This window comes from Propionivibrio pelophilus DSM 12018, from assembly GCF_059569095.1.
This window is the reverse complement of the sequence record NZ_JCANUT010000007.1, coordinates 21,714-36,138: the sequence shown is the minus strand read 5'-3', so window position 1 is coordinate 36,138 and position 14,425 is coordinate 21,714. Positions and strand designations below refer to the sequence as shown.

At 55.2% G+C, this 14,425-nt stretch carries 15 protein-coding genes and 1 tRNA gene; all 16 read left to right on the top strand.

The annotated features are described in order from the left end of the window. The first annotated feature begins 52 nt into the window (after positions 1–52). Positions 53–550: a GNAT family N-acetyltransferase gene (locus BO74_RS05465; RefSeq protein ID WP_496440643.1), complete on the top strand. Its 498-nt coding sequence runs from the start codon at positions 53–55 to the stop codon at positions 548–550. Positions 551–691: 141 nt separating this feature from the next. Continuing rightward, complete coding sequence (pstS, locus tag BO74_RS05460; RefSeq protein ID WP_496440642.1) at positions 692–1,714, top strand: phosphate ABC transporter substrate-binding protein PstS; 1,023 nt, start codon at positions 692–694, stop codon at positions 1,712–1,714. Positions 1,715–1,898: 184 nt separating this feature from the next. Continuing rightward, positions 1,899–2,858, top strand: a complete 960-nt coding sequence (gene pstC / locus BO74_RS05455) for a phosphate ABC transporter permease subunit PstC (RefSeq protein ID WP_496440640.1) — start codon at positions 1,899–1,901, stop codon at positions 2,856–2,858. A gap of 18 nt (positions 2,859–2,876) precedes the next feature. Next, complete coding sequence (gene pstA / locus BO74_RS05450; RefSeq protein ID WP_496440638.1) at positions 2,877–3,719, top strand: phosphate ABC transporter permease PstA; 843 nt, start codon at positions 2,877–2,879, stop codon at positions 3,717–3,719. Positions 3,720–3,737: 18 nt separating this feature from the next. After that, on the top strand, positions 3,738–4,520 hold the full coding sequence (gene pstB, locus BO74_RS05445; protein ID WP_496440636.1) for a phosphate ABC transporter ATP-binding protein PstB: 783 nt from the start codon (positions 3,738–3,740) through the stop codon (positions 4,518–4,520). Positions 4,521–4,622: 102 nt separating this feature from the next. Beyond that, positions 4,623–5,990, top strand: coding sequence for a phosphoglucosamine mutase (gene glmM / locus BO74_RS05440; RefSeq protein ID WP_496440635.1), 1,368 nt, complete (start codon positions 4,623–4,625; stop codon positions 5,988–5,990). A gap of 161 nt (positions 5,991–6,151) precedes the next feature. Beyond that, positions 6,152–6,907 carry a triose-phosphate isomerase gene (gene tpiA / locus BO74_RS05435; RefSeq protein ID WP_496440634.1) on the top strand — a complete coding sequence of 252 codons (756 nt, stop codon included), beginning with the start codon at positions 6,152–6,154 and terminating at the stop codon, positions 6,905–6,907. Between the two features lie 5 nt (positions 6,908–6,912). Beyond that, positions 6,913–7,284: a preprotein translocase subunit SecG gene (gene secG, locus BO74_RS05430; protein ID WP_496440633.1), complete on the top strand. Its 372-nt coding sequence runs from the start codon at positions 6,913–6,915 to the stop codon at positions 7,282–7,284. A gap of 66 nt (positions 7,285–7,350) precedes the next feature. After that, positions 7,351–7,435, top strand: a tRNA-Leu gene (locus BO74_RS05425). A 57-nt stretch (positions 7,436–7,492) separates the two neighbouring features. Continuing rightward, positions 7,493–7,867 (top strand): NADH-quinone oxidoreductase subunit A, encoded by a 375-nt coding sequence (gene ndhC / locus BO74_RS05420; RefSeq protein WP_496440632.1) that lies wholly within the window; start codon positions 7,493–7,495, stop codon positions 7,865–7,867. A 6-nt stretch (positions 7,868–7,873) separates the two neighbouring features. Continuing rightward, positions 7,874–8,350 (top strand): NuoB/complex I 20 kDa subunit family protein, encoded by a 477-nt coding sequence (locus tag BO74_RS05415; RefSeq protein WP_496440631.1) that lies wholly within the window; start codon positions 7,874–7,876, stop codon positions 8,348–8,350. A gap of 18 nt (positions 8,351–8,368) precedes the next feature. After that, positions 8,369–8,974 carry an NADH-quinone oxidoreductase subunit C gene (locus BO74_RS05410; RefSeq protein ID WP_496440629.1) on the top strand — a complete coding sequence of 202 codons (606 nt, stop codon included), beginning with the start codon at positions 8,369–8,371 and terminating at the stop codon, positions 8,972–8,974. Further along, complete coding sequence (locus tag BO74_RS05405; protein WP_496440628.1) at positions 8,967–10,220, top strand: NADH-quinone oxidoreductase subunit D; 1,254 nt, start codon at positions 8,967–8,969, stop codon at positions 10,218–10,220. Before BO74_RS05410 ends, BO74_RS05405 begins: the two co-directional genes overlap by 8 nt. Then, positions 10,220–10,693: an NADH-quinone oxidoreductase subunit NuoE gene (gene nuoE, locus BO74_RS05400; RefSeq protein ID WP_496440626.1), complete on the top strand. Its 474-nt coding sequence runs from the start codon at positions 10,220–10,222 to the stop codon at positions 10,691–10,693. The genes BO74_RS05405 and nuoE overlap by 1 nt, the downstream gene beginning before the upstream one ends. Next, positions 10,693–12,021, top strand: a complete 1,329-nt coding sequence (gene nuoF / locus BO74_RS05395; protein WP_496440625.1) for an NADH-quinone oxidoreductase subunit NuoF — start codon at positions 10,693–10,695, stop codon at positions 12,019–12,021. The genes nuoE and nuoF overlap by 1 nt, the downstream gene beginning before the upstream one ends. Positions 12,022–12,030: 9 nt before the next feature. Continuing rightward, the gene (gene nuoG, locus BO74_RS05390; protein ID WP_496440624.1) at positions 12,031–14,373 is read left to right on the top strand and encodes an NADH-quinone oxidoreductase subunit NuoG; all 2,343 of its coding nucleotides are present in this window, start codon (positions 12,031–12,033) and stop codon (positions 14,371–14,373) included. The last annotated feature ends 52 nt before the right edge of the window (positions 14,374–14,425 follow it).

Here is a 14,425-nt window from a genome sequence, read left to right as displayed (position 1 = left end):
TCTGCTACTCTCGCCAGACGCCAATGTTTAGCATTAACCGAACGAGAGAAACATGCTGATACGCAGCGCAACAGAAAATGATTTTGAGGGTATCTGGTCAATTTTCCAGGCCGTAGTGGCAAAAGGTGATACCTACGTCTTTTCTCCTCAGGCGACTCGTGAGGATGCACGTGACTACTGGTTTGGCCCCGGCGTCAGATCCTACGTCGCCGAAGAGGATGGGACGATCCTGGGGATGTACAAGCTGATCGCCAACCAGCGCGATCTGGGTTCTCACGTCGCCAATGCTTCGTTCATGGTTAGCCCTGCGGCGCACGGGAAAGGGATAGGCGAAACGATGGGGCGCCACTGTCTTGAGGAGGCGCGAAAGGCAGGGTACGAGGCAATGCAGTTCAATTTCGTTGTCAGCACCAATGCCGGTGCTGTCGCGCTCTGGAAGAAACTTGGCTTCAAGATTGTCGGAACCTTGCCGAAGGTTTTCAGGCATCAAATGCTGGGCCTGGTTGATGCATACGTGATGCATCGCTTTCTTGATGATTCCGGTGCCTGAAGACCGGAGCCTTTTTTCGACGATAGGATGCGGCTGGTTGCAGACATGGCTCAGTCCTTTCATCGTTATGTCACGAAATTGAAATATTCGCTCGCTACACTTCATGTGCTTTGTTCTTGAACACACCTAAGGAGACGCACGATGAAGAAGCTGATGAAGAAATGGACCGCCATTCCGCTGGCTGCGGCAGTTCTGGCTGTGGCAGCGCCTGTCGCTGTGGCCGGAAACATTACCGGTGCGGGGGCAACATTCCCGTTCGCCGTCTATACGAAATGGGCCGAAGCCTACAATGCCAAGACCGGTAATCAGGTGAACTATCAAGGTATTGGGTCTTCCGGCGGCATCAAGCAGATCAAGGCCAAGACCGTTGACTTCGGAGGTACGGATGCGCCGCTCAAGGCTGGTGATCTGAAGGAAGCGGGCCTTGTACAACTGCCGACCGTGATGGGTGGGGCGACGATCGTCGTCAATCTGCCAGGCTTCAAGTCGGGAGATATCAAACTCGATGGTGCGACCGCTGCCAATGTCTTCCGTGGTGCAATCACGAAGTGGAATGATCCGGCGATTTCCGGTCTGAATCCGGGTGCCAAGCTGCCCGATACGGCGATTACCGTTGCGCACCGCTCAGATGGCTCGGGAACGACATTTGCCGTTACGAATTATCTGGCCAAGCAGTCTGACGCTTTCAAGACCAGCGTTGGTGCGGGTACGACGGTGAACTGGCCGGCCAACGCAGTCGGCGGCAAGGGTAATCCGGGGGTTGCGGCCAATGTTACGAAGATCGTTGGCGCCATCGGTTATGTTGATATTGCCGATGCCATGAAGAACAACATGACTTTCGTGGCCCTCAAGAACAAGGCTGGAAAGTTCGTGCTGCCCAATCAGAAGACCATTGCCGATGCGGCGGCCGGCGCGGATTTCAAGGTCGAAGGCATGGCTCCGGATCTGCTTGACCAGACGCACGAGAATGCGTGGCCGATTACCTCGGCGACCTATGTTCTGGTTTACGAAAAAGGCGCTGATTCTGCCAGGCAGCAAGGTGTGGTCGATTTCTTCACCTGGTCGCTCAATAACGGTCAGAAAATGGCCGAGGAACTCGGATTCGTCGCTCTTCCCGCCAACGTGGTGAAGATGGTCGAAACCGAAATGAAGAAGATCAAGTAGTAATTTACAGTGCGGCAGAATGCTGCCGTCGTCTCACTTTTTGCCAGGGGCCGGTGTGGTCCCTGGGTTTCCTTAACGGCAACTTCAGCGGAGCTTTTCGTTCAAGGCTGGCTTTGCTGGAGGCGATTATCATATGGATATGGCGAGGATGGTCGATCGGGGCGGCTGTACGGCAGGGGAGAATATGGAACAAGTGGATGTGCATTCCGCTCAGGTCAAGGTGTTCCGGCGGCAGGATGGAGTATTCCACAAGGTCACCCTGCTGTTTGCTTTTCTGGTACTGGCCGGATTGTTCGGTATCCTGCTTTCCCTGGCGATCGAGGCTCTTCCGGCTCTCCGCGAATTCGGGCTGTCGTTTGTCTGGACCAACGTATGGAATGTGCCGGATGAGAAGTTCGGCGCGGTGATTGCGATCTATGGAACGGTAGTCACATCGCTGATCGCGCTCGCTATTGCCGTCCCCGTCAGCTTCGGTATTGCGCTGTTCCTGACCGAAACCTGTCCCGCGTGGCTTAGAAGGCCGCTTGGAACCGCTATTGAACTGCTTGCCGGTGTACCGTCGATTATTTACGGCATCTGGGGGTTGTTCATCTTTGCGCCGCTTTTCTCCGAGTATGTGCAGCCCTATCTACAGGGCATGTTCGGAGGTATTCCAATTATTGGAAGCTGGTTTTCAGGGGCCCCAATCGGTATCGGTATTCTGGCGGCCGGCATCGTGCTGTCGCTGATGGTCATCCCATTCATCGCCTCGGTCATGCGTGATGTGTTCGAGACCGTTCCGTCAGTGCTCAAGGAATCTGCCTATGGTGTCGGTTGTACCACCTGGGAGGTGGTTTGGAACGTCGTGTTGCCTTACACCCGTGTCGGTGTCGTGGGTGGTGTCATGTTGGGTCTGGGGCGAGCGCTTGGCGAAACCATGGCGGTAACCTTCGTGATCGGTAATGCCAACCGGATTACAGGCAGTCTTTTTGCGCCGGGGAATTCGATTGCCTCGGTGCTGGCCAACGAGTTCGGGGAGGCGTCGCCAGGCCTTCATGTCTCATCGCTGTTCGCGTTGGGATTGGTGCTCTTTGTAATCACCTTCATTGTTCTGAGCCTGTCGCGCTGGCTTATCCGCCGTGGCACGGTCAAGCAGGGACACTAGGTCGGACGAGTTCGAGTCATGAATCTTTATAACCGTCGTATTTTCATCAACCGCTTGGGCATCGGTCTTTCGATGCTGGCCATGGCGTTTGGCCTTCTCGCGCTGCTCTGGATTCTGTTTACGCTGTTTTCCAAGGGCTTCGCGGTGCTGAGTTGGGATTTCTTCACGCTGGATACGCCAGCTCCGGGCAATGAGGGCGGGGGGATGCGCAATGCCATCGTCGGCAGCCTCATGATCATCGGGGTCACGACATGCGTGTCGACTCCGATCGGCATCCTCGCCGGAATCTATCTGGCGGAGTTCGGTGCTACTTCAAAGTTTGCCGCCGCGACGCGTTTCGTGGTGGACATCATGCTTTCCGCTCCGTCAATCGCCATCGGGCTTTTCATCTACGCGCTGATGGTCGAGACGCTGGGTGGTTTTTCCGGCTGGGCCGGGTCGGTGGCCTTGTCCTTGATCGCCATTCCGGTCGTTGTCAGAACGACCGAGAACATGCTCAAGCTTGTGCCCTCTACGCTGCGCGAAGCGGCGTTTGCGCTCGGCGCACCGCGTTGGCGGGTTTCGCTCAACGTCACGCTGAGATCCGTGAAAGCCGGGGTTGTTACCGGGGTGTTGCTGGCCATCGCCCGCGTAACCGGCGAGACGGCGCCGCTCCTGTTTACAGCGCTCAACAACCAGTTCTTCAGTACCGACATGTCGGAGCCGATGGGCAATCTTCCCGTTGTGATTTTCCAGTTCGCGATGAGCCCCTACGAAAACTGGAATTCACTTGCCTGGGGTGGAGCCTTGCTCATTGCCTTGTTGGTGCTCGCGATGAACGTCGGCGCGCGCTTGATGTTCCGTGCCAAGGACAAGAACTGAATTACCGGAGTCTTTCACATGTCATCAGTAGATGTAGCTCTCGACAAAGATGTCGCCCTGCAAGTCCGCAATCTTGATTTCTATTACGGCAACTTCAGGGGGCTCAAGAAGATCAACCTCGACATAGCGCGGCATCGTGTCACCGCGTTCATAGGACCGTCCGGTTGCGGGAAGTCTACCTTGTTGCGCACCTTCAACCGGATGTTCGATCTCTATCCAGGCCAGCGCGCGGAGGGCGAAATTCTGTTCAACGGCCAGAATATCCTGGACAAGAAGCAGGACGTCAATCTCGTTCGGGCAAAGATTGGCATGGTGTTCCAGAAACCGACACCGTTTCCGATGACCATCTACGAAAACATCGCATTTGGTGTGCGTCTCTACGAAAAGATCCCGACAGCGGAGATGGATGAACGGGTAGAGTGGGCTCTGCGCAAGGCGGCATTGTGGGATGAGGTCAAAGGCAAGTTGCAACAAAGCGGATTGTCTCTTTCGGGTGGGCAGCAGCAACGCCTGTGCATCGCCCGCGCTGTAGCGGTCAAGCCCGAGATTGTTTTGCTTGACGAGCCGACCTCCGCTCTCGATCCGATTTCGACTGCCAAGGTCGAGGAACTGATCGATGAACTCAAATCCGAATACACGATCGCGATCGTGACGCACAACATGCAACAGGCTGCGCGTATTTCCGACTATACGGCCTTCATGTACTTGGGCGATCTGATTGAATTCGGTGTAACTGACCAGATCTTCATCAAACCCCAGCAAAAGCAAACCGAAGAGTACATCACCGGCCGATTCGGTTGATCCGAGATTTCAGAATTCCCGGCCGGATCATCGATGAATGCGATTCTCATCCGTGTGATTTCAGTACAATAGCTCCCTTTTGACTCGGGTCGGGGAATGTGTATGGCGAGGAAATACTTTGGCACCGATGGCGTGCGTGGCCGCGTAGGTCAGGCGCCGATTACTCCGGAGTTCGTCATGCGACTCGGATATTCCGCAGGGAAGGTACTGGTTGCGTACGGCGCTAAGCAGGGGCACCTGAAGCCAGGAATTCGTCCGGAAGTGTTGATTGGAAAAGACACGAGAATTTCCGGATATCTGCTGGAGGCGGCTCTGGAGGCGGGTTTTGCGGCTGCCGGAGTTGACGTATGTCTCGTTGGTCCGATGCCGACACCTGCGGTCGCCTATTTGACCCGGGCGCTGCGTCTGCAGGCCGGCGTTGTAATTTCAGCGTCGCACAATCCCTATTACGACAACGGCATCAAGTTTTTCTCCTCCCAGGGAACCAAGCTGGACGATGCAATCGAGGCGGAAATCGAGGCGGGTATCGAAACGCCTCTTGATTGCGTTGCCTCTTCCGAGTTGGGCCGTGCGCGGCGCATCGGCGATGCGGCAGGGCGTTATATCGAGTTCTGCAAGAGTACGTTCCCGAATTCATTTGATCTGCGCGGATTGAAGATCGTCGTCGACTGTGCGAACGGCGCTGCCTATCACATTGCGCCGCACGTTTTCCACGAATTGGGCGCCGAGGTGGTGGCGATCGGAGCGGAGCCGAACGGGTTGAACATCAACAAGGACGTCGGGGCGACCTCAACCGCGGCGTTGAGCCGGGCGGTGCTGGAGAACCGGGCCGATATCGGCATTGCGCTCGATGGTGATGGCGATCGCGTGATGATGGTCGACGCAGGTGGCGAGGTCTACGACGGCGATCAGTTGTTGCTGGCTGTGGTACGCAGCCGTTTGCGCAACGGCCCGGTAGCGGGGGTCGTTGGTACGCTGATGACCAATCTCGCCTTCGAGCATGCGCTGGCGGAACTGGGGGTGCCTTTCGCCCGCGCTGCGGTCGGCGACCGCTATGTGCTGGAGATGCTGCAGGAAAAGGGCTGGTTGTATGGTGGAGAAAATTCGGGGCATATCCTTTGCCTCGACAAGCACTCAACGGGTGATGGAATCGTCTCGGCCCTGCAGGTTCTGACTGCACTGTGCGAGGAGGGCAGTGATCTGAAGTCGCTGCTGGGGAGGCTCGAACTGTATCCGCAGCACCTGATCAACGTTCCCCTGAGTAAAGGTTTTCCATGGAAGGACCACCCGGGAATCGTTGCTGCCAGGAATCTCGCTGAGGCTGAACTGGCTGGGACTGGGCGGGTGCTGTTACGCGCATCGGGGACAGAACCGCTTCTGCGTGTGATGGTCGAGGGTCGTGACGCTGACAGCGTCCTGACGACTGCAGAGAGACTGGCTAACGCGGTCCGGGAGGCGGTAAGCGGCTAGCATCAGCGATGCGATCGTTGGTGGGAAGGTGGCATCTTACCTCTGAATCGGGACGCTCATCGGTGGTTGAGCGTGGTTTCCGGGCTGTCCTGGTCGGTGTGTTTTATTGACCGCATGCGACGTGAATCTATATAATTTGGCCTTTTTCGACGGGGTGTTCTATGCGTCAGAAGCTTGTAGCTGGAAACTGGAAAATGCACGGTGGGCTTAAGACCAACCAGCAGTTGTTGCAGGATGTTGTCACTGGTGTCGCTGGCTTGAGTGATGTTGCGGTAGCCGTTTGTGTGCCGTTTCCGTATCTCGCTCAGGCGCAGTCTGTGCTGAGCGGAACCCCCGTTGTCTGGGGTGCGCAGAACCTTAGCGAACAGGCGCAGGGTGCGTTTACGGGCGAAGTCAGTGCGGCCATGTTGCAGGATTTTGGTTGCCGTTACGTTCTGGTCGGGCATTCGGAGCGTCGTGCCATTTATGGTGAGTCCGACAAGCTGGTCGCCGAGAAGTTTGCGGCTGCTCTGGCTTCGGGATTGCGCCCGGTTCTTTGTGTTGGTGAGACGCTCGAGCAGCGCGATGGCGGAAAGACGCTTGAAGTCGTCTCTTCGCAAATCGATGCGGTTTTGGGGCGTGTTGGCGTTGCGGCATTCTCCGGTGCTGTAGTGGCCTATGAGCCGGTTTGGGCGATTGGAACCGGGCGTACGGCTACCTCCGCACAGGCCCAAGAGGTTCATGCGGCGATTCGCGCGCAGATCGCCAAGCTTGATGGCGGTGTGGCTGAAGGTTTGCAGATTCTTTATGGCGGGAGCGTCAAGCCGGGTAATGCGGCAGAACTCTTCTCCATGCCGGATATCGATGGCGGACTGATTGGTGGCGCTTCTCTCGTGGCGTCTGACTTTCTGGCTATTTGCGCCGCTGCTGCGAAGTAATCAATATGAGCTATCTGTTCTCCGTCATCTTGTTTGTTCATGTGATTTCCGCGCTTGGAATCGTCGGTCTGGTGCTTGTTCAGCACGGCAAGGGGGCGGACATGGGGGCTGCATTTGGTAGTGGTGCCTCTGGTAGTCTGTTCGGGGCGACAGGGTCGGCCAATTTTCTCAGCAGAACCACGGCAGTGCTGGCTGTTGTGTTCTTTTTGACCAGTCTTTCGCTGGCGTATTTCGCTTCGAACAGGGCGAAAACGTCTGGTGGGGTAATGCAGGATGCGGTACAATCGGCGCCTGCTTCGGCGGCCTCTTCTGAGGTTGGAGAGAGGTCCGGAAGTTCTGCAGATTCCGAGTCGAAGACAAAAGATATTCCGAAGTAGTTCGGGGTTCGGGTGGTGGCGAGAGCTGATGTTTCCCTCGTTTTCTCGCTGCCGCTTGGTGATAGTGCCGACGTGGTGAAATTGGTAGACACGCTATCTTGAGGGGGTAGTGACTTCGGTCGTATGAGTTCGAGTCTCATCGTCGGCACCAGGTTAAGCCTCCCCGCGGGGTGGTATCGACAAACTGTTATTGTTCGTGTGGCGGATCATGCTGGAAACTTATTTCCCGGTGTTTGTCTTCGTTCTGATCGGTGCTGTTTTCGGGATAGCGCCGGTAATTACGGGTTTGGTTGTTGCTCCCCATCGCCCGGATAGCGAAAAGCTTTCGCCTTACGAATGCGGCTTCGATGCCTTTGAAAATGCGCGCATGAAGTTTGATGTGCGTTACTACCTGATTTCGATCCTGTTCATTCTTTTTGATCTCGAGGTTGCTTTTCTTGTGCCTTGGGCAACGATTTTCAAGGAAATCGTGCAGACCGAGTCGGTCAAGTGGTTTGGCTTTATCGAGATGGTTGTGTTTCTGGCCATTCTCGTGGTTGGTTATGTCTTCGCCTGGGCCAAAGGCGCCCTGGATTGGGAGTGATTAGCAATGGGTATTGAGGGCGTCCTCCAAGAAGGCTTTATCACCACCACAGCGGACAAGCTGATCAATTACATGCGCACGGGGTCAATGTGGCCCATGACCTTCGGCTTGGCTTGTTGTGCTATCGAGATGATTCATACCGGCTGTTCTCGTTATGACCTCGACCGGTTTGGCATTGTTTTTCGTCCCAGCCCCAGGCAGTCTGATGTGATGGTTGTCGCCGGAACGCTGACCAACAAGATGGCGCCGGCATTAAGAAAAGTGTACGACCAGATGGCTGAGCCTCGTTGGGTTGTCTCAATGGGCTCCTGCGCCAATGGCGGTGGGTATTACCACTACGCCTACTCTGTGGTTCGTGGGTGCGATCGCATTGTTCCAGTTGATATTTATGTCCCGGGATGTCCGCCGACGCCAGAGGCGCTGATCTACGGGTTGCTTCAGCTGCAGAACAAGATCCATCGCACCAGTACCATCGCCCGTTAATTTGTCCGAGAGAGAGTCATGTCCGCCAAGCTTGATTTGCTTAGCCAAAATCTGCAGAAGCATCTCGGAGAGCGTGCCGCAAGAATGGTTTGCGCTTTGGGGGAGGTTTCGATTGATGTTGATGTCAGCGTTTATCTTGAGACGATGTTGCAGCTGCGTGATGAGCCGGAGCTTCGTTTCGAACAGCTGATTGATTTATGCGGGATTGATTATTCGACCTATGGTGATGGTGCATGGCAAGGTGGTCGCTTTGCCGTGGTCGCGCATCTGACGTCAATTACGCACAATTGGCGCGTGCGTGTTCGGTGTTTTGCGTCCAGCGACGATTTTCCCTCTGTGCCTTCCGTCGTTTCGATCTGGAATTCGGCCAACTGGTTCGAGCGGGAGGCGTTCGATCTCTTCGGTATTGTTTTTCCGGGGCATTCCGACTTGCGACGCCTTCTCACCGATTATGGGTTCGTCGGGCATCCATTCCGCAAAGATTTTCCGATCTGCGGCTATGTGGAAATGCGCTATGACTCCGAACAGCGTCGTGTCGTTTATCAACCGGTGACGATCGAGCCGCGTGAAATTACACCCCGAATTGTGCGGGAAGAGAACTACGGGGATGTCGAAAATGGCTGATATTCAGAATTACACACTCAACTTCGGCCCGCAGCACCCGGCCGCGCACGGCGTGCTGCGGATGGTGTTGGAGCTTGATGGCGAGGTCGTGCAACGCGCTGATCCGCACATCGGATTTCTCCACCGGGCGACCGAGAAGCTTGCCGAGAACAAGACATGGATCCAGTCGGTTCCTTACATGGATCGGCTCGACTACATGTCGATGATGTGCAGTGAGCATGCCTATTGCTTGGCGGTCGAGCGCTTGGTCGGGGTTGAGGTTCCAGTCCGGGCCCAATACATCCGCGTGATGTTTGACGAAATCACCCGCATTCTGAACCATTTGCTGTGGATCGGGGCGCAGGGTCTTGACGTCGGTGCGATGACCATGATGCTTTACGCGATGCGTGAGCGGGAAGACCTGGTCGATTGCTACGAGGCCGTTACTGGGACTCGCTGGCATGCCGCCTACTATCGTCCGGGGGGCGTGTATCGTGATTTGCCGGACTCTATGCCGCAGTACAAAGAGTCCAAGTGGAAGAATGGTGCGAAGCTAAAGCAGTTGAACGAAGCGCGTAGCGGCACGTTTCTTGATTTTCTTGAGGACTTCGTCAAGCGTTTTCCGAAGATTCTTGATGACTACGAAACGCTGCTGACCGATAACCGGATTTGGAAGCAGCGCTTGGTGGATGTCGGTGTTGTTTCGCCTGAGCGTGCTTTGCAACTGGGCATGACTGGGCCGATGCTTCGTGGCTGTGGCATACCGTGGGATCTGCGCAAGAAGCAGCCGTACGCTGTCTATGACCGCCTTGATTTCGATATCCCTGTCGGTGTGACTGGCGATTGTTATGACCGCTATCTTGTTCGCGTGAATGAGATGCGCCAGTCGAACCGGATCCTCCAGCAGTGTATTGACTGGTTGCGCGTCAACCCCGGGCCTGTCATTTCGAGCAACCACAAGGTTTCGCCTCCTTCCCGCGCGAATATGAAGTCGAACATGGAGGAGTTGATTCATCATTTCAAGCTTTGTACCGAAGGCATTCATGTTCCTGAGGGGCAGGTGTATTCGGCTATCGAGCACCCGAAGGGAGAATTCGGGATTTATGCTGTGTCTGACGGCGCCAACAAGCCGTATCGGCTGAAAATCCGTTCTCCTGGGTATGTGCATCTTTCGGCCATGGATGAATTGGTGCGTGGCCACATGATTGCCGACGTGGTTACGATGGTCGGCACAATCGATATCGTTTTTGGCGAGATTGACCGCTGATGCTCTCTAAAGATTCCGTACAAAAGATCGACCGCGAGATCGCGAAGTACCCTCCCGAACAGAGGCAGTCTGCCGTAATGGGAGCCTTGGCGATCGCTCAGGAGGAGTTGGGTTGGCTTCCGAGCGAGGCGATCGAATTCGTGGCCAATTATCTTGGCATCGCTCCGATGGCCGCTTATGAAGTGGCGAGCTTCTACAACATGTATGACCTGAAGCCTGTAGGAAAACACAAACTGACTGTTTGCACGAATTTGCCGTGCATGTTGTCTGGTGGCGTGGATGCTGCGGAGTATCTCAAGACCAAGCTGGGTATTGATTTCAACGAAACCACACCGGACGGCAAGTTTACGCTCAAGGAAGGCGAGTGTATGGGGGCTTGCGGTGATGCGCCTGTCATGTTGGTCGACAATCGTCGGATGTGCAGCTGCATGCAGCCTGAACAGATCGACAAACTGCTGTCGGAGCTTGAATAATGGCCATTCTTGGTTCTATCAACCCGCTGCTTACCGTTGGCCTTGATGGCGATAATACCTGGCGCTTGGCGGACTACGTCAGGCGAGGCGGATACAAGGCATTGAAAAGGATTCTGGAAGAGAAGATCTCTCCGGAATCGGTCATTGAGAATGTAAAGAAATCTGTTCTCCGCGGTCGGGGTGGTGCGGGTTTTCCCACCGGGCTGAAATGGAGCTTCATGCCCAAGGATTTCAAGGGCGATAAATATGTCGTATGCAATACCGACGAGGGAGAGCCTGGTACGTTCAAGGACCGGGATATTCTACGCTTCAATCCGCATGCAGTTATCGAAGGGATGGTGATTGCCGGCTATGCTGTTGGCGCCGCTCGCGGCTACAACTATATCCATGGCGAGATTTGGGAGGCTTACAAGCGTTTCGAAGAGGCTCTGGATGAGGCACGTACTGCCGGATTGATGGGAAAGAACATTCTGGGCTCCGGTTTCGATTTCGAACTGTTTGCTCATCACGGTTATGGTGCGTACATTTGTGGCGAGGAATCCGCACTTCTCGAGTCGATCGAAGGCAAAAAAGGACAGCCACGCTTCAAACCGCCTTTCCCGGCAAGTTTCGGCTTGTATGGGAAGCCGACGACGATCAACAACACCGAGACCTTTGCTGCTGTTCCGTTCGTATTGAATATGGGCCCCGAGGCCTATCTCGAAGCGGGAAAGCCGAATAACGGGGGCACGAAACTGTTTTCCGTATCCGGGCACGTCAATCGTCCGGGTAACTACGAAATCCCGCTGGGAACCCCGTTTTCAACGCTTCTGGAAATGGCGGGCGGTGTGCGCGGCGGGCGTAAGCTTAAAGCATGTATTCCCGGCGGATCGTCCGCCCCGGTGTTGCCTGCACAAGTCATTATGGACTGTACGATGGATTACGACTCGATCAGCAAGGCTGGTTCGATGCTGGGTTCGGGGGCGGTTATTGTCATGGACGAGACAACCTGCATGGTGAAAGCGCTCGATCGCTTGTCGTACTTTTATTACGAGGAGTCCTGCGGTCAATGCACGCCGTGTCGAGAAGGGACGAACTGGTTGTACAAGATTGTCCATCGAATTGAGCATGGGCAGGGCCGTCCGGAGGATCTCGATCTCCTCAGGAGCGTAACAACGAACATCATGGGGCGCACCATTTGTGCTCTTGGCGATGCTGCTTCGATGCCCGTTCAGAGCTTCGTCAAACATTTTCAGGACGAGTTCGCCTATCACATTGAACACAAGAAGTGCCTTGTGCCGCCCGAAATTCAACGCGCGGGCAGCGGCTTCTTCAAAGCAACGTTCTAAGGCAGCGATATGCTAGATATTGAAATCGACGGCAAACAGGTTCAAGTGCCGCCCGGTAGCACCATCATGGATGCGGCACAGGCGATCGGCACGTATATTCCGCATTTCTGCTATCACAAGAAGCTGTCAATTGCGGCCAATTGCCGTATGTGCCTCGTTCAAGTGGAGAAGGCGCCCAAGCCTCTGCCGGCATGTGCCACGCCCGTAACTAACGGGATGAAAGTATTCACACACTCGGAACTGGCAGTTAAGGCCCAAAAGGGTGTGATGGAATTCCTTTTGATCAACCACCCGCTGGATTGCCCAATCTGCGATCAAGGTGGCGAATGCCAATTGCAGGATCTGTCGGTCGGTTACGGCGGCTTGTCTTCCCGTTTCAAGGAAGCCAAGCGAGTTGTGTTCCAGAAGGATGTCGGGCCACTCATCTCAATGCAGGAGATGTCTCGCTGCATTCATTGCACCCGTTGCGTTCGTTTTGGTCAGGAAATCGCGGGAGTAATGGAACTCGGGATGGCCAACCGCAACATGCATTCGGAGATTCAGACCTTCGTGGGGCGCACGATTGATTCCGAGCTCTCCGGAAACATGATTGATCTGTGTCCCGTTGGTGCACTGACCTCGAAGCCGTTCCGCTATTCGGCTCGGAGCTGGGAGCTGTCAAGGCGCAAGTCGGTCAGCCCGCACGATAGCGTCGGAAGCAACCTGACTGTTCAAGTAAAGAACAATCGGGTGATGCGTGTTCTCCCTCGAGAGAATGAAGACGTCAATGAATGCTGGATCTCGGACAAGGATCGTTTTTCTTACGAGGCTCTTAACTCGCCTAGTCGACTCCTCAAGCCGATGGTGCGCGTCGATGGGAGTTTGCGCGAGGTTGAGTGGAACGTCGCGCTTGATTACGTGGCGCACGGACTGAAGGACATCGCGAAAAGTCATGGCGCCGATGCAATCGCCGGGCTTGCGTCGCCGCACTCGACATTGGAAGAGTTGTTCCTCTTGCAGAAGCTGGTACGAGGGATTGGATCCGGTAATGTCGATTTCCGTCCTCGGCGTCGTGATTTTTCCTCGGATGGAAAGTTGGAAGGCATACCGTGGCTAGGGATGCGGATCGCTGATATTCCGAAATGCGATTCCGTTCTCGTGGTTGGTAGTTTCCTTCGCAAGGATCACCCGCTTTTTGCTCAGCGTCTAAGACAATTGGCGAAAAAGGTTGGCAAAAAAGTTAGCTTGATTTCTGTGGTGGGGGCAGATCCTCTCATCAACCTGCATCAGCATGTTTCAGTCTCCCCAAGCGAGCTACCGGTCGCCGTAGCGGGGGTGCTGAAGGCCGTTGTTCAGCTTTCCGGTGCCTCTACATCGGTGGATTTGAGCAGTATAGAGATTTCTGACTGTAGCCGCGCGATTGCGGAGAGCCTTATCGCTGATGGGCGGAAAGCCGTACTCTTCGGGAATGTGGCGGAACAGGTTGCTTGCTCAAGCCAGTTGCACGCGTTGGGGCAGGAGTTGGCACGCTTGACCGGCGCCTCACTCGGCTTTCTTGGCGAAGCGTCTAACAGCGTTGGTGGATACGTCGCCAAGGCGTTGCCGGGCGACGAAAATGGCCTAAATGCGTACGAGATGTTCGCGCAACCGCGCAAAGCTTATGTGCTCATGGGGGTCGAGCCAGAGTTCGATTGTGTAGATCCCCAGTTGGCTGTTGGAGCCTTAAAGCAAGCGGATTTGGTGATCGCTCTTTCAACATTCAAGAGTGATTTTGCCCATGAATATGCTGATGTTCTCCTGCCTGTGGCGCCATTTACCGAGACATCAGGTACCTATGTGAATGCGGAAGGGCGTGCGCAGAGCGTTAGCGGCGTATGTCGGCCCGCTGGTGAATGTCGTCCTGCCTGGAAGATCCTGCGTGTGCTGGGCAATTTGCTTTCTCTGCCGGGCTTTGAATACGAGTCGAGCGAGCAGGTCCGGGACGAGATGATTCCCGCAGGAGCAGTGTTCGTCGAGGGGCTCGATAATGGCGTGCAATACGAGATTGCCGCATTGTCCGCCGACTCTAAGGCACTTCAGCGGATTGCCGACGTTCCGATTTATTTTGCGGATGCGCTTGTTCGGAATGCTGCGTCGTTGCAGAAAACCAGCGATGCCTCCTGCCCAGAAGCACGCTTCAATACCGTAACGCTAAAGGAACTCGGGTTATCTGCAAATGAAAATGTACGTGTCGTTCAAGGGGGCGGCAGTGTCGTGCTGACCGCTGTCGTCGATGACGCAGTTCCTCCATCATGTGTACAGGTCGCGGCGGCGCATGCATCGACTGCGGTCCTTGGTGAAATGTTTGGTTCGATTAGCGTGGAGCGCGCATGATGCTGGAGACGCTGCATCAACTGTTGCCAGGATTCTTGATTCCGCACTTTGA

What these genes read in the sequence shown, in the direction of transcription:
- BO74_RS05410 (WP_496440629.1), top strand. Translation starts at nt 8,369, where the DNA reads ATGTCCGCCAAGCTTGATTTGCTTAGCCAAAATCTGCAGAAGCATCTC.
- pstC (WP_496440640.1), top strand. Translation starts at nt 1,899, where the DNA reads ATGGAACAAGTGGATGTGCATTCCGCTCAGGTCAAGGTGTTCCGGCGG.
- ndhC (WP_496440632.1), top strand. Translation starts at nt 7,493, where the DNA reads ATGCTGGAAACTTATTTCCCGGTGTTTGTCTTCGTTCTGATCGGTGCT.
- BO74_RS05465 (WP_496440643.1), top strand. Translation starts at nt 53, where the DNA reads ATGCTGATACGCAGCGCAACAGAAAATGATTTTGAGGGTATCTGGTCA.
- secG (WP_496440633.1), top strand. Translation starts at nt 6,913, where the DNA reads ATGAGCTATCTGTTCTCCGTCATCTTGTTTGTTCATGTGATTTCCGCG.
- nuoE (WP_496440626.1), top strand. Translation starts at nt 10,220, where the DNA reads ATGCTCTCTAAAGATTCCGTACAAAAGATCGACCGCGAGATCGCGAAG.
- nuoG (WP_496440624.1), top strand. Translation starts at nt 12,031, where the DNA reads ATGCTAGATATTGAAATCGACGGCAAACAGGTTCAAGTGCCGCCCGGT.
- pstB (WP_496440636.1), top strand. Translation starts at nt 3,738, where the DNA reads ATGTCATCAGTAGATGTAGCTCTCGACAAAGATGTCGCCCTGCAAGTC.
- glmM (WP_496440635.1), top strand. Translation starts at nt 4,623, where the DNA reads ATGGCGAGGAAATACTTTGGCACCGATGGCGTGCGTGGCCGCGTAGGT.
- pstA (WP_496440638.1), top strand. Translation starts at nt 2,877, where the DNA reads ATGAATCTTTATAACCGTCGTATTTTCATCAACCGCTTGGGCATCGGT.
- BO74_RS05405 (WP_496440628.1), top strand. Translation starts at nt 8,967, where the DNA reads ATGGCTGATATTCAGAATTACACACTCAACTTCGGCCCGCAGCACCCG.
- BO74_RS05415 (WP_496440631.1), top strand. Translation starts at nt 7,874, where the DNA reads ATGGGTATTGAGGGCGTCCTCCAAGAAGGCTTTATCACCACCACAGCG.
- tpiA (WP_496440634.1), top strand. Translation starts at nt 6,152, where the DNA reads ATGCGTCAGAAGCTTGTAGCTGGAAACTGGAAAATGCACGGTGGGCTT.
- nuoF (WP_496440625.1), top strand. Translation starts at nt 10,693, where the DNA reads ATGGCCATTCTTGGTTCTATCAACCCGCTGCTTACCGTTGGCCTTGAT.
- pstS (WP_496440642.1), top strand. Translation starts at nt 692, where the DNA reads ATGAAGAAGCTGATGAAGAAATGGACCGCCATTCCGCTGGCTGCGGCA.